The 24,242-nt window shown below is 38.8% G+C and carries 23 protein-coding genes; 17 read left to right on the forward strand and 6 right to left on the reverse strand.

Annotation, left to right across the window (positions count from 1 at the left end; translation table 11 throughout):
• Position 1 precedes the first annotated feature (1 nt).
• From hemC to ESU54_RS01490, 16 genes are all read left to right on the forward strand, one after another.
• Positions 2–913, forward strand: a complete 912-nt coding sequence (gene hemC, locus ESU54_RS01415; protein WP_200830085.1) for a hydroxymethylbilane synthase — start codon at positions 2–4, stop codon at positions 911–913.
• Entirely contained in the window at positions 910–2,661 is a 1,752-nt protein-coding gene (locus ESU54_RS01420; RefSeq protein ID WP_111842894.1) for a TrkH family potassium uptake protein, read from the forward strand. Before hemC ends, ESU54_RS01420 begins: the two co-directional genes overlap by 4 nt.
• Positions 2,662–2,688: 27 nt before the next feature.
• On the forward strand, positions 2,689–3,393 hold the full coding sequence (locus tag ESU54_RS01425) for a potassium channel family protein (RefSeq protein ID WP_111842893.1): 705 nt from the start codon (positions 2,689–2,691) through the stop codon (positions 3,391–3,393).
• On the forward strand, positions 3,371–4,054 hold the full coding sequence (locus ESU54_RS01430; RefSeq protein ID WP_111842892.1) for a uroporphyrinogen-III synthase: 684 nt from the start codon (positions 3,371–3,373) through the stop codon (positions 4,052–4,054). Before ESU54_RS01425 ends, ESU54_RS01430 begins: the two co-directional genes overlap by 23 nt.
• Positions 4,047–5,075 carry a uroporphyrinogen decarboxylase gene (gene hemE, locus ESU54_RS01435; protein ID WP_111842891.1) on the forward strand — a complete coding sequence of 343 codons (1,029 nt, stop codon included), beginning with the start codon at positions 4,047–4,049 and terminating at the stop codon, positions 5,073–5,075. The genes ESU54_RS01430 and hemE overlap by 8 nt, the downstream gene beginning before the upstream one ends.
• Positions 5,076–5,561 (forward strand): DUF6973 domain-containing protein, encoded by a 486-nt coding sequence (locus ESU54_RS01440; protein ID WP_111842890.1) that lies wholly within the window; start codon positions 5,076–5,078, stop codon positions 5,559–5,561.
• Positions 5,562–6,317 (forward strand): EI24 domain-containing protein, encoded by a 756-nt coding sequence (locus ESU54_RS01445; RefSeq protein ID WP_111842889.1) that lies wholly within the window; start codon positions 5,562–5,564, stop codon positions 6,315–6,317.
• Positions 6,317–7,222 (forward strand): oxygen-dependent coproporphyrinogen oxidase, encoded by a 906-nt coding sequence (gene hemF, locus ESU54_RS01450; RefSeq protein WP_111842888.1) that lies wholly within the window; start codon positions 6,317–6,319, stop codon positions 7,220–7,222. Before ESU54_RS01445 ends, hemF begins: the two co-directional genes overlap by 1 nt.
• 69 nt (positions 7,223–7,291) lie before the next feature.
• Positions 7,292–8,281 carry a porphobilinogen synthase gene (gene hemB / locus ESU54_RS01455; protein WP_111842887.1) on the forward strand — a complete coding sequence of 330 codons (990 nt, stop codon included), beginning with the start codon at positions 7,292–7,294 and terminating at the stop codon, positions 8,279–8,281.
• Between the two features lie 45 nt (positions 8,282–8,326).
• The gene (locus tag ESU54_RS01460; protein WP_146743942.1) at positions 8,327–8,683 is read left to right on the forward strand and encodes a hypothetical protein; all 357 of its coding nucleotides are present in this window, start codon (positions 8,327–8,329) and stop codon (positions 8,681–8,683) included.
• Positions 8,684–8,765: 82 nt separating this feature from the next.
• Positions 8,766–9,236, forward strand: coding sequence for a hypothetical protein (locus ESU54_RS01465; protein WP_111842885.1), 471 nt, complete (start codon positions 8,766–8,768; stop codon positions 9,234–9,236).
• A gap of 111 nt (positions 9,237–9,347) precedes the next feature.
• Entirely contained in the window at positions 9,348–10,448 is a 1,101-nt protein-coding gene (locus ESU54_RS01470; RefSeq protein WP_111842884.1) for a CNNM domain-containing protein, read from the forward strand.
• A complete protein-coding gene (locus ESU54_RS01475) occupies positions 10,448–10,924 on the forward strand; it encodes a methylated-DNA--[protein]-cysteine S-methyltransferase (RefSeq protein ID WP_111842883.1) in 477 nt (158 codons plus the stop codon). The genes ESU54_RS01470 and ESU54_RS01475 overlap by 1 nt, the downstream gene beginning before the upstream one ends.
• Positions 10,925–12,073 (forward strand): serine hydrolase domain-containing protein, encoded by a 1,149-nt coding sequence (locus ESU54_RS01480; RefSeq protein WP_111842882.1) that lies wholly within the window; start codon positions 10,925–10,927, stop codon positions 12,071–12,073.
• A gap of 44 nt (positions 12,074–12,117) precedes the next feature.
• On the forward strand, positions 12,118–12,831 hold the full coding sequence (locus ESU54_RS01485) for a 3'-5' exonuclease (protein WP_111842881.1): 714 nt from the start codon (positions 12,118–12,120) through the stop codon (positions 12,829–12,831).
• 84 nt (positions 12,832–12,915) lie between these two features.
• Complete coding sequence (locus tag ESU54_RS01490; protein ID WP_111842880.1) at positions 12,916–13,314, forward strand: hypothetical protein; 399 nt, start codon at positions 12,916–12,918, stop codon at positions 13,312–13,314.
• Positions 13,315–13,387: 73 nt separating this feature from the next.
• Here the strand turns inward: ESU54_RS01490 and ESU54_RS01495 are convergent, their stop codons facing one another.
• Positions 13,388–16,438 carry a M4 family metallopeptidase gene (locus ESU54_RS01495; protein WP_111842879.1) on the reverse strand — a complete coding sequence of 1,017 codons (3,051 nt, stop codon included), beginning with the start codon at positions 16,436–16,438 and terminating at the stop codon, positions 13,388–13,390.
• 142 nt (positions 16,439–16,580) lie between these two features.
• Between ESU54_RS01495 and ESU54_RS01500 the strand changes: the two genes are divergently transcribed.
• Positions 16,581–18,269 (forward strand): ABC transporter ATP-binding protein, encoded by a 1,689-nt coding sequence (locus ESU54_RS01500; protein ID WP_111842878.1) that lies wholly within the window; start codon positions 16,581–16,583, stop codon positions 18,267–18,269.
• Positions 18,270–18,658: 389 nt separating this feature from the next.
• On the opposite strand, the gene ESU54_RS01505 is transcribed toward ESU54_RS01500, so the two are convergent.
• The 5 genes from ESU54_RS01505 to ESU54_RS01525 all read right to left on the reverse strand — a co-directional run bounded on the left by ESU54_RS01505 (position 18,659) and on the right by ESU54_RS01525 (position 24,183).
• On the reverse strand, positions 18,659–19,315 hold the full coding sequence (locus ESU54_RS01505) for a CoA transferase subunit B (RefSeq protein ID WP_111842877.1): 657 nt from the start codon (positions 19,313–19,315) through the stop codon (positions 18,659–18,661).
• Positions 19,315–20,016: a CoA transferase subunit A gene (locus ESU54_RS01510; protein ID WP_111843253.1), complete on the reverse strand. Its 702-nt coding sequence runs from the start codon at positions 20,014–20,016 to the stop codon at positions 19,315–19,317. The genes ESU54_RS01505 and ESU54_RS01510 overlap by 1 nt, the downstream gene beginning before the upstream one ends.
• 105 nt (positions 20,017–20,121) lie before the next feature.
• The gene (locus ESU54_RS01515) at positions 20,122–22,434 is read right to left on the reverse strand and encodes a penicillin-binding protein 1A (RefSeq protein WP_111842876.1); all 2,313 of its coding nucleotides are present in this window, start codon (positions 22,432–22,434) and stop codon (positions 20,122–20,124) included.
• 8 nt (positions 22,435–22,442) lie between these two features.
• On the reverse strand, positions 22,443–22,928 hold the full coding sequence (locus ESU54_RS01520) for a gliding motility lipoprotein GldH (protein ID WP_111842875.1): 486 nt from the start codon (positions 22,926–22,928) through the stop codon (positions 22,443–22,445).
• Positions 22,921–24,183 (reverse strand): PSP1 domain-containing protein, encoded by a 1,263-nt coding sequence (locus ESU54_RS01525; RefSeq protein ID WP_111842874.1) that lies wholly within the window; start codon positions 24,181–24,183, stop codon positions 22,921–22,923. The genes ESU54_RS01520 and ESU54_RS01525 overlap by 8 nt, the downstream gene beginning before the upstream one ends.
• Positions 24,184–24,242 lie beyond the last annotated feature (59 nt).

Here is a 24,242-nt window from a genome sequence, read left to right on the forward strand (position 1 = left end):
CTTGAAAAAAACAATCAGAATTGGTACCCGCGACAGTGAACTTGCACTTTGGCAAGCCAACACTGTAAAATCCAAACTTGAAAATTTAGGCTATAACACGCAACTTGTACCCGTAAAATCTGAAGGTGATTTAGTATTAAATAAACCACTTTACGAAATGGGCATCACAGGGATTTTTACAAAAACCTTAGATGTTGCAATGATAAACGGAACGGTGGATATAGCTGTGCATAGTATGAAAGATGTGCCCACCCTTTTGCCCAATGGCATAGTGCAAACCGCTGTTTTGGAGCGCGCTTCTTCCAAAGATATTTTGGTAGTTAAAGGTGAAATTGATTTTAAAAAGTCTGGTACTATTGCCACTGGAAGCTTGCGCAGACAGGCCCAATGGCTTCACAGATATCCAAATCACAATGTGGTGGATCTTCGCGGAAACGTTAACACACGTCTTCAGAAATTAAATGATAATGATTGGCAAGGCGCAATTTTTGCGAAAGCCGGACTGGAACGGATCAATATTTTGCCCGAAAATTTCATTGAACTTGACTGGATGCTTCCTGCGCCCGCACAGGGTGCAATGGTGATTGTGGCTTTAGAAAATGATGATTTTAGTAAGGAAGCCTCTTCAAAACTGAATGATTCCACTTCCGAAATATCCACTCATATAGAACGTGAATTTTTAAGGACGCTGGAAGGTGGCTGTACAGCGCCAATAGGGGCTTTTGCAGAAATTATTGGCGATGAAGTTCTTTTTAAAGGGTGTCTTTTCTCTTTGGACGGCCAGACAAAACTTGAAATTGAAAAGAAAGTTTTAACATCAAAAATCAAAGGTTTCGGTAAGGATTGTGCTACATTTATTCTTAATAATGGCGGGGCTGAACTAATGCTTTCTATAAAAAATCAATTGAAATGAGCCTTTGGAAAAAAACAAGCCTAACGAATATTGTCGTTTGGTTTTTGGACCTAGGCCTACTCTCGTTTTTGATTTTTGACTTCGGCTTTGAAAATTTCAATGACTTCAGGAAGTACAAACTCATTGTACTCCCCAGCTTGTTATTTGCATTGATTGCATTTAACTTTTACAAATACTATAAGTACCGAAAAGATCCAGATGTTTATCGAAGTAGCAGGATAAACTTGTTCATTCTACTGTTGTTAATTGTGCTAGAAGTCGTTATGATTTTGGCCAATTATGAAACATCTTTGATTGAAACTTTTTTTAATGCACGCTATGTTATAGAATATGGGCTATTGTTTTATTTTTTTATACGGCTCACCTTTCTGCTTCGGAAAATTTACAGTATCTACTTTAACCCTGCCATTCTTTTTGTTGGTAGTTTCGCCATCATCGCGCTAGCTGGAACATTTATATTGATGCTTCCAAGCGCCACTACAAATGGTATAACTTTTACTGATGCATTGTTTACAGCAACAAGCGCCACAGCCGTTACTGGTTTGATTGTGGTTGATACCGCAAAGGATTTCACCCCATTTGGGCAAACCATTATAATGATCTTGTTTCAAATTGGTGGTTTGGGAATGTTAACATTTACTTCTTTCTTTGCCTATTTCTTTAAAAGTGGTGCTTCGTTCAAGGAAAGTCTTTATATGAAGGATATTCTGGGACACGACAAACTTAACAGCGTGATGAAAACCGTAATGCAGATTGTGGTTTTTTCCTTGATTTTGGAAGGCATCGGCGCTCTGTTCATCTATCATTCACTGGCCCATATTGATTCTTTTAAAAGTAGAGGCTTTTTTGCTGTTTTCCATGCTATTTCAGCATATTGCAATGCTGGCTTTTCACTCGCCTCAAATGGACTTTATGAAAACGGATTGCGCTTCAATTATTATATGCAGTGGGTTGTAATGGGGCTTATCGTCTTTGGCGGACTTGGGTATCACATTGCGTACAATGTTGTTCAATATTTAAAGAAATTCATCACCAATATTTTCAGCAAAAAGGATCGTGTATTTATTTCGAGGGTAATAAATCTAAATACCAAAATTGTACTCTACACAACGGTAATTTTGATAGCCGCAGGTACCGTTTTTTTCCTTTTCTCTGAACAACAAACCAACCTTTTGCCACACACAACCGCTTTTGGAAAATTTACCACTGCAATGTTCTCATCAGTAACGTCGCGTACAGCTGGATTTAATACTGTTGATATGGCTGATTTTACTATTCCCGGAATCCTTTTCATGATATTTTTAATGTGGATAGGCGCTTCCCCAGCATCAACGGGAGGGGGAATAAAAACCACAACTTTTGCCCTCGCTACACTTAATATTTTCGCCATAGCACGTGACAAAAAGTATATTGAAATAGGCACCCGAAGAATTGCTGTTGAAGCTGTACACCGTGCCTTCGCCATCATATCGATTTCCTTAGCCAGCATAGGTGCAGGTATTATGTTATTGCTTATTTTTAATCCTGAATTTTCGCTGATACAGATAGCCTTTGAAGTATTTTCAGCGTTCTCAACGGTTGGGCTTTCTATGGGAATAACCTCTCAACTCTCTGAATACAGCAAGTATGTTGTAATATTTTTGATGTTCTTCGGAAGAATTGGTTTGCTGAACTTGATGATCGGACTTTTGAAAAGCATCGGAAAGACAGAATACACCTATCCCGAAGAAAATATTTTGATAAACTAAAAATCCGGAATTTCTAAAAAAAAGCATATGAAGATTGTAGTTATTGGCCTTGGAAATTTTGGAATGTCACTGGCCGTCCATCTTTCAAACACAGGCAATGAGGTTATTGTTGCAGATCACGACCTCGATAAAATAGAACAGATAAAGAATAAGGTAGCACATGCCGTGGCAATTGATGCCACTAATGAAAATGCCTACCAATCGTTACCATTGAACAATGCAGATTTAGCAATTATTGCAATTGGCGAAAAAAACGGTGCTGCCATTATGAGTACTGCAATTGTAAAAAAACTGACCAAAGCCCGTATAATTGCGCGTTCTTCATCAGCTCTGGAAGATACTATTCTAGAAGCGATGGGCGTGGACCAGATTATCCACCCCGAGCAGGAATATGCGGAAAGGTTCACGAAAAAAATCAATTTAAAAGGAAGTATAGACAACTTTGAAATTGATGATGAATTCTTGGTTTCTGAAGTTGAGGTTTGTAAATCTTTGGTGGGAAAGACCATACAGGAATCGAATTTTCGAAAGAAATTTCATCTAAATATAATAACTATAATCCGCAAAAAACAACATACTAATTTACTGGGAAGAATTATTGAAAAGAAAGAAGTGGTAGGGCTTCCCACGCCAGATATGACTTTTCAAAACGGTGATGTTTTGGTGGTTTTTGGAAGAGATGCCGACATAAAAAAATATTTAAAAAATTATGTCAACGGTTCTATCAACTAAAAAATTAAAAGAAAACCAAAGATCATTGCTGCTAAATGCAGGTGTTTCGCTAGTGGAATACAACGCCATAATTATTGAATTTGTTCCTTATGAAGTTCCTGTAAATATTGAAAACGCTATTTTCACGAGCCAAAACGGCGTCAATTCATTTTTTGAGAATGTGCGTTCAAACAAATCAACTTCAATAGGTGGAACCCCCATCGAGAAATGTTTCTGTGTTGGCGAAAAAACGAAATCCCTTTTGGAAGAAAACGGCCAAAAAGTGATTAAAATGACCGAATATGCAACCGAATTAGCTGATTATTTAGCGAAAAATCATAAAAACGACTCATTTCATTTTTTCTGTGGAAATATTCGAAGTGATGAAATACCTTCAAAATTGAAAGAGAACAATATTACTTTTGAAGAAATTGAAGTTTATAAAACAACGCTGAATCTGAAGAAATTTGAAAGACAGTTTGATGCTGTTCTTTTTTTCAGTCCCAGTGGAGTGCGAAGTTTTTTTTCAGAAAATAAATTAAATGCTGCAAAAGCCATTTGCATAGGCAAAACAACTGCTTTCGAAGCAAAAAAATATACTGAATACGTGGTAATTTCAAACACCACAACCGTAGAAAGCGTAATTGCCAAAGCGGTAAATACTTTAAAAAACGATGATTAAAAACGATTTATTCTTAAAAGCCCTCCGCGGTGAAACCGTGGAAAGACCACCCGTTTGGATGATGCGCCAAGCTGGAAGATACCTACCCGAATTTCAAGAAATAAAGGCAAAATATGACTTTTTCACCCGTTGCCAAACCCCGGAACTGGCCAGTGAAATTACAATTCAGCCCATCCGAAGATACGGAATGGACGCCGCTATTTTGTTTAGCGATATTTTGGTAATTCCACAGGCTATGAACATCCACGTAGAAATGAAACCCGGAATTGGTCCTTGGGTTCCTGACCCAATTCGTTCTATGAAAGATTTGGAACGTGTTATTGTTCCAGACATTAATGAAACCCTCGGTTACGTTATGGAAGCCATAAAAATGACCAAAGAAAAATTGAACGACGAAATCCCATTAATCGGTTTTGCCGGAAGCCCTTGGACTATTTTGTGTTATTGTGTGCAGGGTCAAGGCTCCAAAAACTTTGATTTAGCAAAGGAATTTTGCTTCACTCAACCGGTTGCAGCACACGCGTTACTTCAGAAAATAACCGATACTACGATTTTATACTTAAAGGAAAAAGTAAAGTGCGGCGTTAACGCAGTGCAGGTTTTTGACAGTTGGGGCGGAATGCTTTCGCCAACCGATTATCAGGAATTTAGCTGGCAATATATGCAGCAGATTATTGATGCCTTAAAAGATGAGACGCATGTAATTGCTTTCGGAAAAGGTTGCTGGTTTGCGTTGGACACGATGGCAAAAAGTGGGGCTTCGGCTTTGGGTGTGGATTGGACCTGTTCGCCTAAAAACGCAAGATATTTAACTGGTGGTAAAATTACCCTTCAAGGAAATTTTGACCCAACACGTCTTTTTAGTCCGCCATCAGTAATAAAAAAGATGGTAAAACAAATGATTGACGAATTTGGGAAAGATCGATATATCGTGAACTTAGGTCACGGTATTTTGCCAAATATTCCGTTGGAAAACGCAGGTGCTTTTATTGAAGCGGTTAAAGAATACAAACAAGAATAGATGCTTTGGCAGATTTTAAAGAAGCTCGATTTCAAGCAACTTTTCGGGTTGTTTTGGTTGTTTCTTAAGAATCCTATTTATGCGTTCCCTACTATATTTGCCACAAAACGATGTATGAATATAGCCTATCAGGAATACGGCAGCAAACATCATTTAAGCAATAAAGCGAATGCATTTAGACATGCACTTTGGGCTATATTGATAATTCAAAAATGTTTAAAATGGCACAATAACGTAGAAAAAGCAAAAGCATGGGCAAAAACATTTACGGATTGGCATGAAGATTTTTCACCAAACGAAGCTTTGGAAAGAGCAATGGACTTGCACAATAACCAAGTGGGAATCGTTTCTTTTGAAGAAATAAAAGGTAAAAATGAAACTGAAATCATTTCACTTTTAAAACAAAAAGCTTCGGAAGCCGCAAAGATTGAAACGGTTGAAGAAACAGACAAGTTTGAAAAACAACTTGTTTTTATTGAAGAATAAATGATTAAAAATATTCTAAAAGGCATAAAAGCATATGCAGGAACTTTCAACCTCATTGGAAAACTTGGGCTTTGGAAGTATTTTGTTATACCAATGGCTATTAGTTTTTTTACTGCAATGCTGATTGGTTTTTCGGCTTGGGGATTAAGTGATAATCTGGGAGAATTTATTTCTAAAATTTGGTTTTGGGAATGGGGTGCCGAAACTTTCAGAACTATTAGTGATTTCATTGGAGCTTTAATAATCATTGCTTTGGGAATCATTTTATATAGGCATATTGTGATGGCCTTGAGCGCCCCGTTTATGAGTCCAGTTTCTGAAAAAATTGAAAAGCACCTTTTTGGAACAGATCATTTGCACAGAAATACTTCAAACGCAGAGCAGCTATGGCGTGGCGTTCGGATAAACGTTCGGAATTTAATAATGGAACTATTGCTAACAATTCCAATAATTTTGATAGGGTTTATACCTGTTATAGGAATTATTTCTTCGGGACTTTTGTTTTTGGTGCAGAGCTATTACGCAGGTTTCGGAAATATGGATTACACTTTAGAAAGACACTTTAAGTATTCGGAAAGTATTGAATTTGTTCGAAGAAACCGTGGTTTGGCAATAGGAAATGGTATCATTTTTATGCTGATGCTTTTAATTCCCGTGGTTGGAATTATTTTAGTATTACCACTTTCGGTTACGGCAGCGAGTACGGAAACCTTGAGAGTATTGGATAATGCTAAATCACTTCAGAAAACGATATGATGAAAGAACAATTTATTAATTATATAAAGAATTTACAGAACCAAATTACTTCCGCTCTTGAAGAAATTGACGGAAAGGCTATGTTTAGAGAAGATAAATGGATGCGTGAAGAAGGTGGCGGCGGCCAAACCCGCGTAATAGAAAACGGAAGCGTTTTTGAAAAAGGGGGCGTAAACATCAGTGAAGTTTTCGGTAAACTGCCAGAAAGCATGCAAGCATATTTTGGTGTGAAAGATGCCGATTTCTTTGCCTGCGGTTTGAGTTTGGTACTTCATCCAAAGAGTCCAATGGTGCCAACGGTACACGCAAACTGGCGCTATTTTGAAATGTATGATGCGGAAGGGAATATTGTGGATAGTTGGTTTGGCGGCGGACAGGATTTAACGCCGTATTACCTTTTTGAGGAAGATGCGAGGCATTTTCATAAAGTATGTAAAACTGCTTGTGATAAACATAGTCCTGAATTTTATGAGACTTATAAAAAACGCTGTGACGAATATTTTTGGAACGCACATCGTGAAGAGGCGCGCGGTATTGGGGGGTTGTTTTTTGATTATTTGAAAGAAACTAATGCAATGAAAATGCAGGATTGGTTTAATTTTGTGACCGAAGTTGGTAATAGTTTTGTGGAGTGTTATGTTCCTATTGTTGAAAAGAGAAAAAGCCTTCCTTATTCCGAAGCAAATAGAACTTGGCAGGAAATTCGCCGTGGACGTTATGTTGAGTTTAATCTAGTTCACGATAAAGGAACGCTTTTCGGATTAAAAACCAATGGCCGGATTGAAAGTATTTTGATGAGTTTACCGCAACATGTGCAGTGGAGATATGATTATCACCCTGAGGCGGGAAGTGAGGAAGAGAAGCTTGTTGAAATTCTAAGAAGCCCCAAAGATTGGATAAATTAATTTTAGATGTAAGGTTTATGATTTTTAATTTAAAAATCATAAATCGTTAATCATAAATCATAAATAATTATGTACCCATTAAGAAGAAACAGAAGGTTAAGAACCAATGAAAGCATGAGAAGCTTGGTTCGCGAAACTATTATTAGCCCAAATGATTTTATTGTGCCGCTTTTTGTGGTGGAAGGAAAGGGAGTGAAAGAAGAAATTGCCTCAATGCCGAATTATTATAGACTTAGTTTGGATATACTTCAAAAAGAAGTGAAAGAACTTTGGAAACTTGGATTGAAGTCGGTGTTGCTTTTTGTTAAAGTTGATGATAAACTGAAGGACAACAGCGGAAAAGAAGCCCTAAATGCTGATGGATTGATGCAACGTGCCATAAAAACCGTTAAAAACGCCGTGCCGGAAATGATTGTAATGACTGATGTTGCTTTGGATCCTTTTTCTATTTACGGCCACGACGGGATTATTTCCGAAGGAAAAGTACTAAACGATGATACAAATGCTGTGTTGGCCGAAATGTCTTTGAGCCATGCAATGGCGGGAGCAGATATAGTTGCTCCGAGCGATATGATGGACGGTCGCATTTTTGAAATTAGGACACTATTGGAAGATGAAGGTTTCTGCGATACTGGAATTATGGCATATAGCGCGAAATATGCTTCTGCCTTTTACGGTCCATTCCGCGATGCTTTGGATTCAGCTCCAGTGGATGCAAAAGATATTCCAAAGGATAAGAAAACATACCAAATGGATTATGGAAACCGGGAAGAAGCAATTCGTGAAGCATTGATGGACATTGATGAAGGCGCAGATATTGTGATGGTGAAACCCGGACTTTGCTATTTAGATATTGTGCGCGACATAAAAGAGGTTGTTAATGTTCCTGTAGCGGTCTATCAAGTAAGTGGAGAATATGCGATGCTGAAAGCGGCTGCAGAGAAAGGTTGGTTGGACCATGATGCGGTATTGCTAGAGCAGGTTACTGCCATAAAACGCGCTGGTGCCTCAATGATTGCGAGCTATTTTGCAAAGGATGTCGCGAAGCTAATTAATTAGCAAAATTTTATTATTTCCAATTCAATTTTCGCATACATTTGCGGGGTGAATACTGTTGAAAAATATATAGGTAGGTTGCTACTCTCGATGGCCGTTTTCTTGGTATTCGGGAATGTGGCTTTGGCTAGTGAGACTTTTACATATAAGGGTAAGACAGCAGCTATTTCCGAACTTCAGAATGATGACCAAAAACCCTTCGTGTTTAACGAGGTTTCCATTGGCGAAGTTTCGCAGACCGTTTCACAAAACGAATATACAGGCCTAGGGTTTAATGGAATGTTCAATTCCAGTCAGGATTTTTCTGACGCTCGCGTTTCTTCATTATACAATTCTTCTTATTTATTAAAAGATAAACGGGAGCTCATCTTCCGACATTTGTTTCCATTCCACTTTTTTTGGTAAATTTTTGATGATTTTTCGATGTGCTTGAATTGATTTTCAAACACTTATTTATTCAAAATTATTCATCTTAAAATTATTCAATATGGAATTTAGCTCAACCCTTGTGGGTATTATTATTACAGTAGTTATGTTAGTGCCAGTTATTTTTTTGATTATGAACTCTTCCGGCACGGACAGTAAAGTGAAAAAATCTGTTACGAAGCTTTCACAGAGCAACGGAATCAATTTGAAAACCATTGACGTAATTGGCAATTGTGTAATTGGTGTGGACGAAGTTTCAAAAAAGTTGGTTTACACTTCAAAAAGAAGTCCTTCGGTAGATTTTAAAATTGTAAACATGGAGGATGTTAAGGACTGTCGCGCAAAAAGCATCAAGCAAACCAATAAAACCCTTGACTGGGTTGGACTGGAAATTGTGGAGAAAGCTGGCAGACTTGAAATACCTTTTTATAACGAGCACGATGAAAACGAACTTTCACAGGACCCGTTTGTTTGTCTTCAAGATGCAAAACGTTGGGAGAATACATTGAGGCCGCTCTTGAAGGCTTCCTAAAAATTGTTTTAAAAACCGTCCAATGTGGCGGTTTTTTTTTGCAATTAACAAAGTGTTTCGACTAAAACAGTTTCTAAATCTTTATTTTAGGGGAAAATTATTTTATCCACTATGACCTTACTGATTGTTTATGCGGTTCTTTCTATTTTCTTTTCGTTTTTATGCTCCATTCTGGAGGCCGCGCTGCTGAGTTTTACACCAACGTATTTACGGATGAAGACCCAAGATGGAAAGGCGTATGCAAAGACCTTGACGAATTTTAAAAAAGACATAGACAAGCCGTTGATAGCGATATTAACGCTGAATACTATTGCGCACACTGTGGGTGCGATATTAGTTGGGGTTGAGGCAGAGAAGTTACCCTATAAAATAGACCTTTTTGGGATGAACATTGTGGGGATTGTTTCGGCAATCATGACGATGCTTATTTTAGTGGTTTCAGAAATAATCCCGAAAACTATTGGTGCAACCTACTGGAAAAAACTCGGTCCTTTTACGGCAATGTTTTTAAACGTGATTATTTTTCCATTGAAATATACGGGACTACTTTGGTTGTTAATGCTCATAACTCGCCTTGTTGGGAAATCTGCTCACGTTAGCACGATGAGTAGGGAGGAATTTATGGCCATAACAGATGCAGCTGAAGAAGAAGGGGTTTTTGAGGAAAGCGAAACAACGGTTATTAAAAACCTCTTGGTTTTTAAAAGTGTACAAGCTAAGGATGTGATGACACCTTTTACGGTTGTAACCCTCGAGGATGAAACGATGAGTTTAGAAAATTTTCACCAAAACCATAAAAGTTTGCGATTTTCGCGGATTCCTCTTTATAAAGGTAAGAGCCATAACATAACAGGGTTTGTACTTCGGGATGATATTTTAGAGGAAATTGTGGAAGATCGCGGCGACAAACTTTTAAGCGATTTGAAACGAGATATTTTTGTTATTGCTGCTGAAAAACCAATTCCGGAACTTTTTGAAACGTTTATAAAACAACGGGTTCATATTGCTTCTGTGGTGGATGATTTTGGGAACACAATAGGTGTGGTAACGATGGAAGACATTATTGAAACCTTGTTGGGTCTTGAAATAATGGATGAGAGCGATAATATTGAGGATATGCAACTGCAGGCTAGAAAAAATTGGGAAAAACGCGCTAAGCGGATGGGAATACAACTGAATGAAAATCTAGAACCCAAAAAGGAAGACGAATAATGAAAATTGTTTTTATAAATACACCCGTGGGGATTTTGGAATTGAAAGGAGATGTTGAGGGCTTGGCATCTGTTTTTTTTAAAGATATTGATAAAGTTGAGGTTTCAAGTAAGATTCCAAAAGAATTGAAAGATGCGGTTGTGCAGCTTGAGGAATATTTTGAAGGGAAGCGGAAGGAATTCAGTTTAAAGCTTTCTCCTGAAGGGACTGATTTTCAGAAGCGGGTTTGGAAGCAATTGGAAGAAATACCTTTTGGAAAAACCACAAGCTATCAACAAATGGCGAACAAGTTGGGTGATCCGAAGGTGATTCGGGCGGCGGCTTCTGCCAATGGGAAGAATCCTATTTCAATTATAATTCCCTGCCATCGTGTTATTGGTAGTGATGGCTCGCTAACAGGTTATGCAGGGGGATTGCATCGAAAAAAGTGGTTGTTGGAATTTGAAAGTCCGTCACAACAGCAATCTTTGTTTTAAATGAGGCGGGTCAAGAAATTCTTTAAGTGGGTTTTTATACTACTGATTACTTTTGTAATTGGACTTTACGTTACAGGTTATGGCTATATTTTAAAAGGGGTTTGGGTGGTTTATCTTCACGGGCACACTACTGCATATATCGACGATTTCAAATTTTTCAAAACAGAAGAAATTCCTGCAAGCACCGACCCGCAGCCTTGGCCCATTCATAAAAATTACAACTCTGTTGAGGCTACCCAAGCACTTTCTGAAATGAACGATACGTTGGGGACGATTGCTTTTTTGATTATAAAGAATGATAGTATTTGGTTTGAAAAATATTTTGATGGTTTTGGAAATGACTCGCAGACCAATTCTTTTTCTATGGCGAAGAGTATTACCTCTGCAATGCTGGGGAAGGCTATAGATGATGGTCTTATAAAAAGTTTGGAGCAGCCAGTGAGCGATTTTTATCCGCAGTATGCAGGAACTGGTTTAACGGTGGGCGATCTTTCCTCTATGGCTTCGGGCTTAGATTGGGATGAATCGTATTCCAATCCGTTTGGAATGACCGCGCGGGCATACTATGACAGCGATTTAGCCAAAACTATTTTGAAAATGAAAGTGGTTGATACACCGGGTGTGCACTACAAATATTTAAGTGGAAATACCGAGCTTTTGGCGATGGTGATTCAGAAAGATACGAAGCAGCAGTTGGCAGATTATTTATACGAAAGTTTTTGGCAACCGCTGGGCGCAGAAAATTCCGCAATTTGGCAGGTGGATGATGATGAAAGCAGATTGGCAAAAGCGTATTGCTGTATTGGAAGCAACGCAAGGGATTTTGCGCGTTTCGGAAAACTTTATAAAGATTACGGCAAGTGGAAAGGCCAACAAATTTTGGATTCTGCTTTTGTGGCGAAATCCATTACGCCACGTTTTGCCAAAAGTCCAGAATACGGTTATGGGTTTTGGCTGAGTGATTTTTTGGGGAAGAACATTTTTGCGATGCGGGGAATTCTAGGGCAGTACGTTATTGTGGTTCCCGAGGATGATTTGATTATTGTTCGATTGGGCCACCAACGAGGCAATAAAACTACTTTACCTTTTAGTTCTGATTTTTATGTTTACATTGAAGAAGCCTATAAGATGCTTGGTGAAAATCAATAATTTTTCGTATTTTTAAAGTTCTCCCCGATTGAAATTTTCAAATTATGATTAAGCGAATAAACTTGGAACATATCCTCTTCCTGGATATTGAAACCGTTCCGGAATACGAAAATTTTGACGAACTTGATGATACTTCAAAAACGCTATGGGAGTTGAAAAGCCAATATCAACGAAAGGACGATATTTCTGCCGAAGATTTTTATGAACGCGCTGGTATTTGGGCAGAGTTTGGAAAAATTGTCTGTATTTCCGTAGGTTATTTTGTGTTGAAAGGAGATGTTCGCAATTTTCGTGTGACCAGTTTTCACGGCGATGAAGTGAAAATTTTGAAAGATTTTAAAACACTGCTCGAAACCCATTTCAACAAACCACACCATGTGCTTTGTGCACATAACGGCAAGGAATTTGACTTTCCTTATATTGCCCGAAGAATGATAATCAATAGCATTGACATTCCTTTCAAACTTGACCTTTTTGGTAAAAAACCTTGGGAAGTCCCGCATTTGGATACGCTGGAACTATGGAAGTTTGGCGATTACAAAACTTTTACTTCACTTAAATTAATGGCTCACGTTTTAGGCATTCCTTCACCAAAAGACGATATTGATGGCAGCCAGGTGCGCAGTGTTTATTACGAAGAAAAAGATATTGATAGGATTATTATTTACTGTGAAAAAGACACAATTACCGTTGCCCAGATTCTTTTGCGGCTTCGGAATGAGGAGATTTTAAATGAAGACGAAATACTTTCGGTTTAATCTGATTGTTACGGAATAACTTCAACAGTGTGGTTTTCTATTTATTTTTTAGTAGATTTATCAGCCATATTAAAAACCCGTTTTATGACAATTTCAAGATTCAATCCAAAACCATTTATGATAGCAATGCTTGTTGCGGCCCCCTTATTTATTGCATGTAAGGATAAAGCAACCCCAGCAGAAGGAACAATAAATACACCCCAAGAAGCAACCCTTGAACAAAAAAAACAAGCGTTGCAAAATGTTGCACCCACGTCAACACAAACAACAAATAACACATCTTCAAGTGGCAACCTAGCATTAAATCCTGCACACGGGCAACCAGGGCACGATTGTGCTATTCCTGTTGGTGCGCCTTTAGATGGAAGCGGAGCTTCTTCTAGTACCGCCAGTCCTATACAAGCATCAGGTGGTTCAGGTATAAACCCAGCACACGGTCAGCCTGGACACAGATGTGATATAAAAGTGGGAGACCCGCTTTAAAAATTTTGTACAGATAAAAAGACGGCCCGTTTCAATTTTGAAACGGGCCGTCTTATTTATTAATATTAACTAATTACTCTTTCACAAAACGTTTCATGAGTTTGTTGTTGTCAGAATTTACTTCAAGCATGTAAACACCACTTTGCAATGATGAAACATTTAAGCTTTCTGTAAACGAACCTTTACTAACTACCTGACCCATTACGTTATAGATTACATAATCTTTTCCTGTTGCGTCAACCAACGAAATATTTAAGGTGTGTTTTGCAGGATTCGGATAGATTGACATATCTGAATTGTTGAAGCCAGTATCCCCTGTAATGCCTTGATTAACAGAATTACTGATAGTTACAGTATAATCCTCCACTTCGCCATAGGTGAATGTTTCACAAGGAGATGGGTTTGCGTTGTATTTCATAGTAACACGCATTCTTGTTGCTCCAGAAAGTGCAGATGTTGGCACTGTGAAACTTCCAGAGATTGGAGAAGCTGTAGTTCTTGAACGTGAATATACTTGTTCGCCAGAATCATCAAAATCACCATCTTGGTTATAGTCAATCCATACTCTGTATGCCTCACTATATTTACTTCCAGTCCATTTTGGAGTAATAGTAATTGTGTTACTACTTCCTTTTGCCAGCGCAGTAGAAATGCTTGTGAAATTTGCATAACCGCCATTATTACCAGAAAGGTTGTTGATACTTCCCAGCTGAACTCTGTCTATGTATTCATCATTTGTATTGTTTCCTTGTGAAGAACAATAGGTTATAGTATTTGAAAGTGTTGTAACGTTTACGGTATTGCTATAACCAGAATTGTTACCTGCCGCATCGTGCGCACGAACTTTAAATGAATATGCAGTTGAAGGAGTCAATCCAGTAATGTTTGCTGAAGTTCCTGTAACGCTTCCTAAATTTGTACTGCCTTGGAACACATCATAACCTGTAACCCCCACATTGTCTGTGGAAGCATTCCACGAAAGTGTAAGTGTTGTCTGTGCTATGCTTGAAGCTACCAAGCTCGATGGTGCGGTTGGAGCCTGAGTATCTGGTCCAGCACCTCCCAAGTTGATGGTATAGTCTTCCACTTCACCATAACTGAAAGTTTCACAAGAAGTTGGAATTCCATTGTATTTCATAGAAACACGCATTCTTGTTTCTCCGCCAACAGTTCCTGAAGGTACTGTGAATGTTCCACTGTTAGGAGTGTTTTTTGAAGCGGCTTTGGACCAAACCAATTCGCCTGCATCGCCAAAATCACCATCCCCATTATAGTCAATCCATACTGCGTAACCTTCGTTATAAACGGTTCCAGTCCAAGTAGGAGTAACGATAACTGTATAAGCAGAACCTTCATTTAAAGAAGTAGATATACTTGTAAAATCTGAATAAAGCTGCGCGCCAGAAGCATTATTTATTGTGTTTAACTGTACACGGCTTATGTATTCATCATTCACGTTATTTCCTTGTGAAGCACAATAGTTGCTTCCACCGCCACCGCCACCGTAAGCAGCGCCAACGCCAACAGCGTACCAAGCGTTTGTGGTTGCAATTTCTTCGGCACTATCAACACCGTATAAATCTCTCGCTGCTTGAATTGCACCATTTCTGGCGTCGCTGTACTGCGAATTTGAATTCAGGTAAACGGTAAGATTTCTATAAGCAATTGCACCCGCTTTGTCCATTCCAATTCCGGTAACATTGTAGCTGTCTCCTTTATCGTTTGTACCACTTTTACCTACGCTCAAAACATAATACCAAAAGTTTTGTACCCCAGAGTTGGTATGTACTCCACCACTGTCGGCTGAGCCAGAATACCAATTGGTTCCTTGATAAGTATCAGGATCTCCATAAGCGTTCGGATTGCTCATAGAACGCAATGCACCTCCGCTTCCGCCAGCACCAATGTCATCGCCCATTAGCCAGTCATTGGTTCCTGAAGCAAATTTTTCAATAGATTCACCAAAAATATCTGAAAACGATTCGTTCAAAGCTCCAGATTGGTAGCTATAAACAAGGTTTGCGGAATATTCAGTCACACCGTGAGTAATTTCGTGACCGCAAATATCCAATGAAACCAATGGCCCATAATTGGTGCCATCGCCATCACCATAAGTCATACGGCTTCCGTCCCAAAAAGCATTTACATAGTTAGAGGAATAGCTCACGTAAGATTTAATAACACCGCCAGTGTTATTATAAGAGTTTCTTCCGTAATTCTGTGAAAAGTATTTATAAGTTTTCTCAGCTCCAAAATGCGCCTGAACACCAGTTGGGTTCGAAGTAAAGTTTGTTGAACTACTGGTAACATCCACAGCGTTATTATAATTTGTGCTGTTGTTCAAATCAAAAGTTTGGATTCCGCCGCCGTCTGCAGTTTGGCGCAAGCGGTATGGACCCGATGCATTGTCTGCAGTAAATGAAACATTGCCGTTGTAAAGGCTAGTTCCGGTAGCGGGCACGTTGGCATCGTGGATTCTTTTATTCTCCATTATGAATTGCCCAGTTTTGGCATCAATATATACATCAGCTCTGTAAAGGGGAGCTGTGGCGTAAATGTCAAATTTATATGCCAAACGGTTGGTTTCGGTAATGTTTTCAATTGCAGGGATAATAACCAACTCACCCGTTGGCTTTTTATAGTTGTCTGCTAATGCAGCTTCTGCAGCGTTCTGCCACATATATTTTGAAGCGCCAACATGTGCAATTGCACTGTTTAAAGCTTGTGAATTACTTATTGATGATGTTACATTGAAATCATCAGCAATTGGAAAATAGGCTGAACTTAAGGTTTGAACCGTTCCGTTTTTGCTGCTTAGTGTAACTGTTGCAAATTCAACTTTAACACCGTTAAAGTATTGTTGCATTTTTTGGTGTGTAAACCCTAATGGGTCTTGTTCTTGGCTTAGTGTAGTGAAAGAAGTTTGGGAGGAAGGATTTAAAACTTCTTTGAAAATTGTAGTGGAGTTTTGAAGCGAATACGATTGTGAAGCATCAAAAACCACAAGACTTGGGGGTTGCTTAACGCTTTTCTTTTCATCGTTTTTGTTTTGGGCGGAGACGACCGCAGAAAACGCAAAGATTAATAATGAAAATAGAAAAACGAATTTGTTAATTTTTTTCATAATAAATAAGATTTAGTGAATAAAAAGGATTGTTGTTTTATTAAAAACACTTAAATGAACGAAAAAATTCGATTAAATGAAATTATATTCGATGAACTACAGTTAAAGTTATAATCACTTTGATTGTATTACCTTTGAAATAATGAAAAATGGCACTTTATTATCAGTTGAAAAACTTTCGGTATCCTTTGGAAATAAGGATAATAGTATTGAAATCCTGCATTCCATTTCTTTTGATGTATTCGAAAACGAAGTTTTGGGCATAGTGGGGGAATCTGGCTCGGGCAAATCTGTTACCTCTCTCGCCATTATGGGATTGTTGCCGAAAAAGAACACAGAGCTATCAGGAAATATACTTTTTGAAGAAAAAAATCTTTTGAAAACGAATGAAAAAGAATTCCGGAAAATACGAGGTAAGGAAATAGCCATGATTTTTCAGGAACCGATGAGTGCGCTGAACCCTTCTTTAAAATGTGGCTTTCAAGTTTCCGAAATACTTCGACTTCACCTAAAAATGAATGCTTCCGAAGCTAAAAAAGAAACCATTTCATTATTCCAAAAAGTAAAACTGCCCCGTCCGAATGAAATTTTCAACAGTTATCCGCACCAAATAAGCGGCGGACAAATGCAGCGGGTAATGATTGCTATGGCCATTGCTTGCAAACCAAAACTGCTCATTGCAGACGAACCCACTACGGCGCTGGACGTAACTGTCCAAAAGGAAATTATTTCACTTTTAAAATCAATTCAACAAGAAACAAAAATGGCGATGCTGTTCATTTCGCACGATTTAAGTTTAGTTTCGGAAATTGCCGATAGGGTGGTGGTAATGTATAAAGGTGATATTGTTGAGAATGCAACCACTGTTGAAATATTCAAAAACCCAAAGGCAGAATACACCAAGGCATTGTTGGCATCACGGCCTTCACTTAAGGTTCGTTTGGCGAAATTGCCAACTATTGCATCTATTGCCGATAAAAGTTTCGAGCCGCGAGAAGTAAAACCTATAGAGCGCGCTAAGAGACACAAAAGAATATACACCCAAAAACCAATTTTGGAAATTACCAATTTGGAAAAATACTATTTCAGTAATGTGGGGATATTTGCTAAAGAGGAAATCGTAAAAGCTGTGGACGATGTCAGTTTTTCTGTTTTCGAAGGTGAAACTTTGGGGTTGGTCGGCGAATCCGGCTGCGGAAAATCTACTTTAGGAAGAACGATTCTCCAATTGGAGAAAGTAACTTCTGGTAGTATAAAGTATAGAGGTAAGGAACTTACAAAACTTTCCAAAGGCGAAATTAGAAACCTTCGGAAGGAAATACAGATTATTTTTCAAGATCCTTATTCATCATTAAACCCCCGTTTAATGATAGGCCAAGCACTTATGGAGCCAATGGAAGTTCACAATTTGGGAAAATCCAAAAAAGAAAGGAAAGAACGTGTGCTTTCACTTCTTGAAAGAGTAGGCTTGGACGAAAGTTATTTTTATCGCTATCCACACGAACTTTCCGGTGGGCAGCGACAGCGTGTTGGCATCGCTCGTACGATTGTTGTTGAGCCCAAACTTGTTATTTGTGATGAATCGGTTTCTGCTTTGGATATTTCGGTGCAGGCTCAGGTTTTGAACTTGCTCAATGAACTGAAGAATGATTTTGGATTTACCTATATATTTATATCGCATGATTTGGCCGTGGTAAAATATATGTCGGACCAGCTTTTGGTGATGAACAAGGGAAGAATAGAAGAATTAGGTGATGCGGATGAAATCTATGAAAATCCACAAACGGAATATTCAAAGAAACTAATAGCGGCAATTCCGAAGGGGATATAAGGATATAAGGATTTAAAAAAGGGGTATAAAAAAACCCGTTCTAACCTCACGAAGAACGGGTTTAATTTTTATCTGTGTTTATGACAGATTTGGGGCATAAACAACTATTGAAAAAGTTTAGAACAATAAAAACACTTTCTTAAAAATGAAAAGCACGTTTAGTAACAATTCTTTAGTGCTTTTAATTGATCTAGTTACTTTTTCCATATGAGGTTAAGTTGGTAAGATTTGGGTCTGCTAAGATGTGAACTATTTTTGAATAGAACGACAAGAAGCATATAAATTCGATGAAATACACTAAATTTTAACATTTTAAGCCTTTTTTAATGTTTTTTAACATAAAAAACCTTGAAATCCTGGTTTTTTAAAGTTTAAAAATCATTCTTTTCTTAAAATTTGATCTCAATAATTTCTCCTTTTACAACCAAATCTCCTTCGGTAGCTTTCTGAATTTCTTCAACTGAAACTCCTGGTGCACGTTCAAGAAGGTGAAATTTCCCATCAATTATTTCAAGAACGGCAAGATTAGTTACTATTTTTTTAACGCATTTTACGCCAGTAAGCGGTAAACTACAATTCTTTAATAGTTTGGATTCACCTTCACGGTTTGTGTGCATCATCGCCACGATTATATTTTCTGCGGAAGCTACCAAGTCCATGGCGCCACCCATTCCCTTCACCATTTTACCAGGAATTTTCCAATTGGCTATGTCTCCATTTTGCGAAACTTCCATGGCACCCAAAATAGTTAGATCAACGTGTTGGCCGCGGATCATTCCAAAACTCATTGCCGAATCAAAGAATGATGCGCCAGGCAAAGCGGTAATTGTTTGTTTTCCGGCATTTATTAAATCTGGATCTTCATCGCCTTCAAAAGGAAATGGGCCCATCCCAAGGATTCCATTTTCGCTTTGAAATTCCACGTTTATATCGTTTTGCACAAAGTTAGCAACCAAGGTTGGGATTCCTATGCCGAGGTTAACGTAGTAGCCGTCTTTTACTTCTTTTGCTATGCGCTGTGCTATTTGTTCTTTTGAAAGTGCCATTAGTTTCTTTTTCTAACCGTTAATTGTTCAATACGCTTTTCATACTTTTCCCCTTGAAATATTCTTTGGATAAATATTCCTGGAATATGGACTTGGTTGGGGTCCAATTCTCCAGCAGGAACTAATTCTTCCACCTCGGCTACGGTAATTTTTCCAGCACCGCACATGGCTGGGTTGAAGTTTCTAGCTGTTCCCTTAAAGATGAGGTTTCCGGCTTCGTCACCCTTCCAAGCTTTTACAAAAGAAAAATCTGCCTCAAAAGCTTTTTCCATTATGTGCATTTTTCCGTGAAATTCTCGGGTTTCTTTTCCTTCAGCCACTTCGGTTCCGTAGCCAGCAGGAGTAAAAAAGGCTGGAATGCCGCTTCTGGCAGCTTCACAGCGTTGTGCCAATGTTCCCTGGGGAATTAGTTCAACCTCCATTTCTCCACTGAGCATTTGGCGCTCAAACTCGGCGTTTTCTCCTACATAGGAAGAAATCATTTTCTTTATTTGATGTTTTTTCAACAAAAGGCCAAGGCCAAAATCATCGACGCCCGCATTGTTTGATATACAGGTTACGTTTTGAATATTTTTCCGAACCAATTCTGAAATAATATTTTCTGGAATGCCACAAAGCCCAAAGCCGCCGAGCATAAAAGTCATTCCGTCTGCAATGCCTTCACAAGCTTCCTGAACGTTTGCAACTGTCTTTTTTATCATGTTTAAAATTTTCTGAAAATTACGAAATTTCAATCTATAAAAAAACCTCACATAGCTTCAAAGCTTGTGAGGTCTTTCTTCTACTTCTTTGAGAAGGGTTTGAGTTTAAATACCAAACTCATCGGGCATTTCCTCTATATCGGGATTGCCTTCGCGCCACTTTGAACAATCTGTTTCAATGGAAAGATTTGCGGGTCGTTTGAAGTTTCCTGTTGAAACATCCAAATCTGTATCGGCATAGCAGCTTTTCATATACATTCCCCAAATAGGCAGCGCCATTGTAGCACCTTGGCCATAAGCTGTGGAGCCAAAATGGGTTGCCCGGTCATCACCACCTACCCAAACGCCTGTAACAAGGTTTGGAACCATACCCATAAACCAGCCGTCACTGTTGTTTTGTGTAGTTCCAGTTTTTCCGGCTATGGGGTTTTTAAAATCATACGGATATCCAGTAACTGCATTTTTATAGATTGGAGAATTTACGGCCCATGTTCCTCTCAATCGAGCACCGGATCCAGACTGTGTTACGCCTTCCATTAAGCTAACAGTTACGTAGGCCGTTTCATTACTTATAACATCTTTAGTTTTAGGCACATTTTGATAAAGTACCGTTCCGTTTTTGTCCTCGATTCTTTGAATTAATATTGGCTCAACATAAACGCCTTCATTGGCAAAAGTACTGTAGGCTCCCACCATTTCGAAAACTGAAACGTCTGGTGTTCCGAGCGCAATGGAGGGCACTGCGGGCATGCTTTTTGTATCGACGCCCATTTTTTTGACCAAATCAATTACTGGCTCTGGCCCCACGCGGTCTATCAATCGCGCGGTAATGGTGTTTATTGAATTTGCAAGTGCATATTTTAGGGTAACCATTCCACCATAACTCCCACCTGCATTTTTTGGGGTCCAAGGTTGTTGAAGACCATATCTGCCAGCGGGTATAGTATAAATGGTGTTTGGCAAGGTATCACAGGGCGACATGTGCATTTGATCTATTGCCGTAGCATACACGAAAGGTTTAAAAGTAGAGCCAATTTGGCGTCTTCCTTTTTTCACCATATCATATTTATAGTGTTTATAATCTATGCCACCTACCCAAGCTTTCACTTCGCCTGTTTGCGGAGTCATGGACATCATTGCCGCTTGCAAAAATGATTTGTGATAGCGAATGGAATCCATCGGTGTCATTAAAGTATCAATATCTCCCTTCCAAGAAAAAACGCGCATCGGGACTTTCTTTTTGAAGCTTTTTATAATTTCTTCTTCATCCTTTCCTTGCTTTTTCATTTCTCGCCATCGGTCGCTTTTTCGCATGGCGGAATTTAAAATCCCTTCGGTTTCTTCTTCAGAAATATCTCGAAAAGGCGCAGTTTTATTTTTTTTGTTTTGGTCGTCAAAGGCTATTTGCAAGTGTGCCATATGTTTTTTTACAGCTGTTTCGGCATATTCCTGCATTTTACTGTCGATAGTAACATATACTTTCAATCCATCTTGATAGATATTGTATTTACCGCCGTCCGGCTTTGAGTGCTCTTTGATCCAGTCTTCCATAAATTGACGGGCGTATTCGCGGAAATAGGTTGCGCTTCCCTCATCATGGCCTTGCGGTGTAAACTTTATATTCAATGGTAGCGCTTGCAACGAATCCATTACTTTTTCTGAAATATAATCGTACTTCTCCATTTGGGCGAGTACCACATTTCTTCTGTTGGTAACACCTTCTGGGTTTCGCACTGGATTATAAAGTGAGGAATTTTTGAACATTCCTACAAGTGTGGCAGATTCAACGGTTGAAAGTGCTGCAGGCGGTTTGTCAAAATATATATTAGCTGCAGATTCTATTCCTACTGCTTGGTTCACAAAATCGTATTCGTTGAAATACATTGTGATAATTTCTTCTTTTGTGTAGCGGCGTTCCAAGCGGATTGCGATAATCCATTCCTTTATTTTCTGTAACCCACGCTGTAGTTTGTTCCTTGAAACCTGTTCCGTAAAGAAAAGTTTTGCCAACTGTTGCGTAATGGTACTCGCGCCTCCACGTGAGCCTAAAAACGCAACAGCACGTATAGTTCCCCTACCGTCAATACCGGAGTGGTCATAAAAACGGACATCTTCCGTAGCTATTAATGCGTTTACTAAATGGTCGGGCAGGGAGTCAAAGAGAACGGGGGTTCTGTTTTCTTTGTAAAACTTACCGATTGTTTTTCCGTCGGAAGAAATAATTTCAGTAGCGAGATTTTTTTCGGGATTTTCAAGGCTGGTTTCATCTGGAAGACTCCCAAAAACACCCCATGAGGCCAATAAAAAGATTAAGATAACAAATAGAATAAACCCTGCGAAAATCTTCCAGAAAGTTTTAATATGATGGCTAACATCATTCTGTTTTTTCTTTTTTGGAGCTGCTTTTTTTGTTGCCATATTATTTTTTACTGTTTGGCGGCTTCTTCTATACTGAAACCAACATCTGAAATGCCTTCGAGTTTTGTAACGCCTTCCACGTCGCCATTATTGCGCATTGCTTGGGCTATGTCTATGGTGTAATTACCTTCTTCAAAAAACTTTACGTTTTCTTTATACCACAGTTTGTTTTCCTTTATATCGCCAATTCCTTGACCCATCCACGAGCCGTCTGGATTGGCCATTCGGTATTCAATTGTATCAGTAACCGTTTTTCCGTGGGGAAAATTCATTGAAACGATTAAAAACAGATTGTTGAACTTGTATTCGTTAGTATTTCTAATATTTAAAAAGAGATTATATTTTTTGAGCGAATCCATTTGTGGCAGTTTAAACTCTACCACCTCATCAGCACCCCAATGACCATCCATTGCGCGAACTTCACTAAAAACCGTATCAGACTCACAGGAAACGAGGAGAATAGCAGTCAAAAAAAGTGCAGATAACTTATTCATTTTTTTTTGGCTTGGGGTTTCTGTTTTTATTGTCTGGTTTATTTCCGGGTTTTTTTGAAGCCTTATTTCTTGGGTTATTTTTAGGAGCGTTTCCAGCATTAGCTTCTACCGTACCTTTATTTTTGTTTCGACTTTTATTTCGGCGTTTATTGCTTTTTTGTTTCGGTTGATCAAAGCGGGTTAGGCTATCTTGGCCAACCACGTTGCTATAGGGTTCTCTCTCAGGTTTTGGAGTTTCAATTATAAATTCCTCCAGCGCCAGTGGTTTTTCACCTTTTTTATTCAGGGCTATTATTTCATTTGCCTTTTCAGCGGTTAATTCATGCCAATTCATAAATTCCTTTTCATAGGCATACCATAGCAAACCTTTAAAAATATCTATCTTTTGGCATGTTGCATATCCTTTTTCAGTTTGAAGTCTTGTTTCGGTACTTGGAAAAGATTCCAAAGCCTCCAAATAAGTATCCAATTCATAATTCAAGCAGCACTTTAACTTTCCACACTGTCCAGCCAATTTTTGAGGATTTAAGGAAAGTTGTTGATAGCGCGCTGCGGAAGTGTTTACTGATCGAAAATCCGTCAGCCAAGTAGAACAGCAAAGCTCGCGCCCACAACTTCCAATACCACCCAAGCGTGCGGCTTCTTGACGGAAACCGACTTGTTTCATTTCAATTCGCGTATTGAAGGTTCGTGCGAATTCCTTTATCAATTCACGGAAATCAACTCTTTCTTCGGCAGTGTAATAGAAAATAACTTTGGAAGCGTCGCCCTGAAATTCCACATCGCTAATTTTCATATGAAGCCCGTGCCGGATGGCAATTTCGCGGGAACGCTTTTGTACATCAGCCTCTTTATCGCGCACCCCTTGCCAAATATCAATATCCTTTTGCGAAGCTTTTCTGTAAACTTTGAGCAGTGCCTCAATTTTTAAGAGAATTTTTTTCTTTTTCATTTGCACGCGAACCAGTTCACCAGTAAGCGTTACAATACCTATATCGTGACCTGGCGAAGCTTCAGTAGCTATCACATCGCCAATACTTAAAGTAAGATTTTCAGGATTTTGGAAAAATTCTTTTCTTCCATTTTTAAAGCGCACTTCCACCGCATTGAAGGGTTCCATATTAGCGGGAAGTTGCATATTTGAAAGCCAGTCGAACACCGTAAGTTTGTTGCAGCCATCGGTTCCGCAAGTACCATTGTTCTTGCATCCCTTTGGCTGTCCGTTGGCGCCTGTGGCACAGCTGGTACAGCCCATATTTTTTATATATAAAGCCCTTTTTCAAATGAAGAGGGACGAAAATTAAACAAATGAGT

Origin of the sequence: Aequorivita antarctica (genome assembly GCF_007997155.1) — a bacterium.
Classification (GTDB): Bacteria; Bacteroidota; Bacteroidia; order Flavobacteriales; family Flavobacteriaceae; genus Aequorivita; species Aequorivita antarctica.

Bases quoted from the DNA above. Each gene is read 5' to 3' on its own strand.
- ESU54_RS01440 (WP_111842890.1), top strand. From the start codon at position 5,076: ATGCTTTGGCAGATTTTAAAGAAGCTCGATTTCAAGCAACTTTTCGGG.
- ESU54_RS01485 (WP_111842881.1), top strand. From the start codon at position 12,118: ATGATTAAGCGAATAAACTTGGAACATATCCTCTTCCTGGATATTGAA.
- ESU54_RS01525 (WP_111842874.1), bottom strand. From the start codon at position 24,183: ATGGGCTGTACCAGCTGTGCCACAGGCGCCAACGGACAGCCAAAGGGA.
- ESU54_RS01500 (WP_111842878.1), top strand. From the start codon at position 16,581: ATGAAAAATGGCACTTTATTATCAGTTGAAAAACTTTCGGTATCCTTT.
- ESU54_RS01515 (WP_111842876.1), bottom strand. From the start codon at position 22,434: ATGGCAACAAAAAAAGCAGCTCCAAAAAAGAAAAAACAGAATGATGTT.
- ESU54_RS01420 (WP_111842894.1), top strand. From the start codon at position 910: ATGAGCCTTTGGAAAAAAACAAGCCTAACGAATATTGTCGTTTGGTTT.
- ESU54_RS01520 (WP_111842875.1), bottom strand. From the start codon at position 22,928: ATGAATAAGTTATCTGCACTTTTTTTGACTGCTATTCTCCTCGTTTCC.
- ESU54_RS01510 (WP_111843253.1), bottom strand. From the start codon at position 20,016: ATGATAAAAAAGACAGTTGCAAACGTTCAGGAAGCTTGTGAAGGCATT.
- ESU54_RS01470 (WP_111842884.1), top strand. From the start codon at position 9,348: ATGACCTTACTGATTGTTTATGCGGTTCTTTCTATTTTCTTTTCGTTT.
- hemB (WP_111842887.1), top strand. From the start codon at position 7,292: ATGTACCCATTAAGAAGAAACAGAAGGTTAAGAACCAATGAAAGCATG.
- ESU54_RS01425 (WP_111842893.1), top strand. From the start codon at position 2,689: ATGAAGATTGTAGTTATTGGCCTTGGAAATTTTGGAATGTCACTGGCC.
- ESU54_RS01475 (WP_111842883.1), top strand. From the start codon at position 10,448: ATGAAAATTGTTTTTATAAATACACCCGTGGGGATTTTGGAATTGAAA.
- hemE (WP_111842891.1), top strand. From the start codon at position 4,047: ATGATTAAAAACGATTTATTCTTAAAAGCCCTCCGCGGTGAAACCGTG.
- ESU54_RS01495 (WP_111842879.1), bottom strand. From the start codon at position 16,438: ATGAAAAAAATTAACAAATTCGTTTTTCTATTTTCATTATTAATCTTT.
- ESU54_RS01430 (WP_111842892.1), top strand. From the start codon at position 3,371: ATGTCAACGGTTCTATCAACTAAAAAATTAAAAGAAAACCAAAGATCA.
- ESU54_RS01480 (WP_111842882.1), top strand. From the start codon at position 10,925: ATGAGGCGGGTCAAGAAATTCTTTAAGTGGGTTTTTATACTACTGATT.
- ESU54_RS01465 (WP_111842885.1), top strand. From the start codon at position 8,766: ATGGAATTTAGCTCAACCCTTGTGGGTATTATTATTACAGTAGTTATG.
- ESU54_RS01505 (WP_111842877.1), bottom strand. From the start codon at position 19,315: ATGGCACTTTCAAAAGAACAAATAGCACAGCGCATAGCAAAAGAAGTA.
- hemF (WP_111842888.1), top strand. From the start codon at position 6,317: ATGAAAGAACAATTTATTAATTATATAAAGAATTTACAGAACCAAATT.
- ESU54_RS01445 (WP_111842889.1), top strand. From the start codon at position 5,562: ATGATTAAAAATATTCTAAAAGGCATAAAAGCATATGCAGGAACTTTC.
- ESU54_RS01490 (WP_111842880.1), top strand. From the start codon at position 12,916: ATGACAATTTCAAGATTCAATCCAAAACCATTTATGATAGCAATGCTT.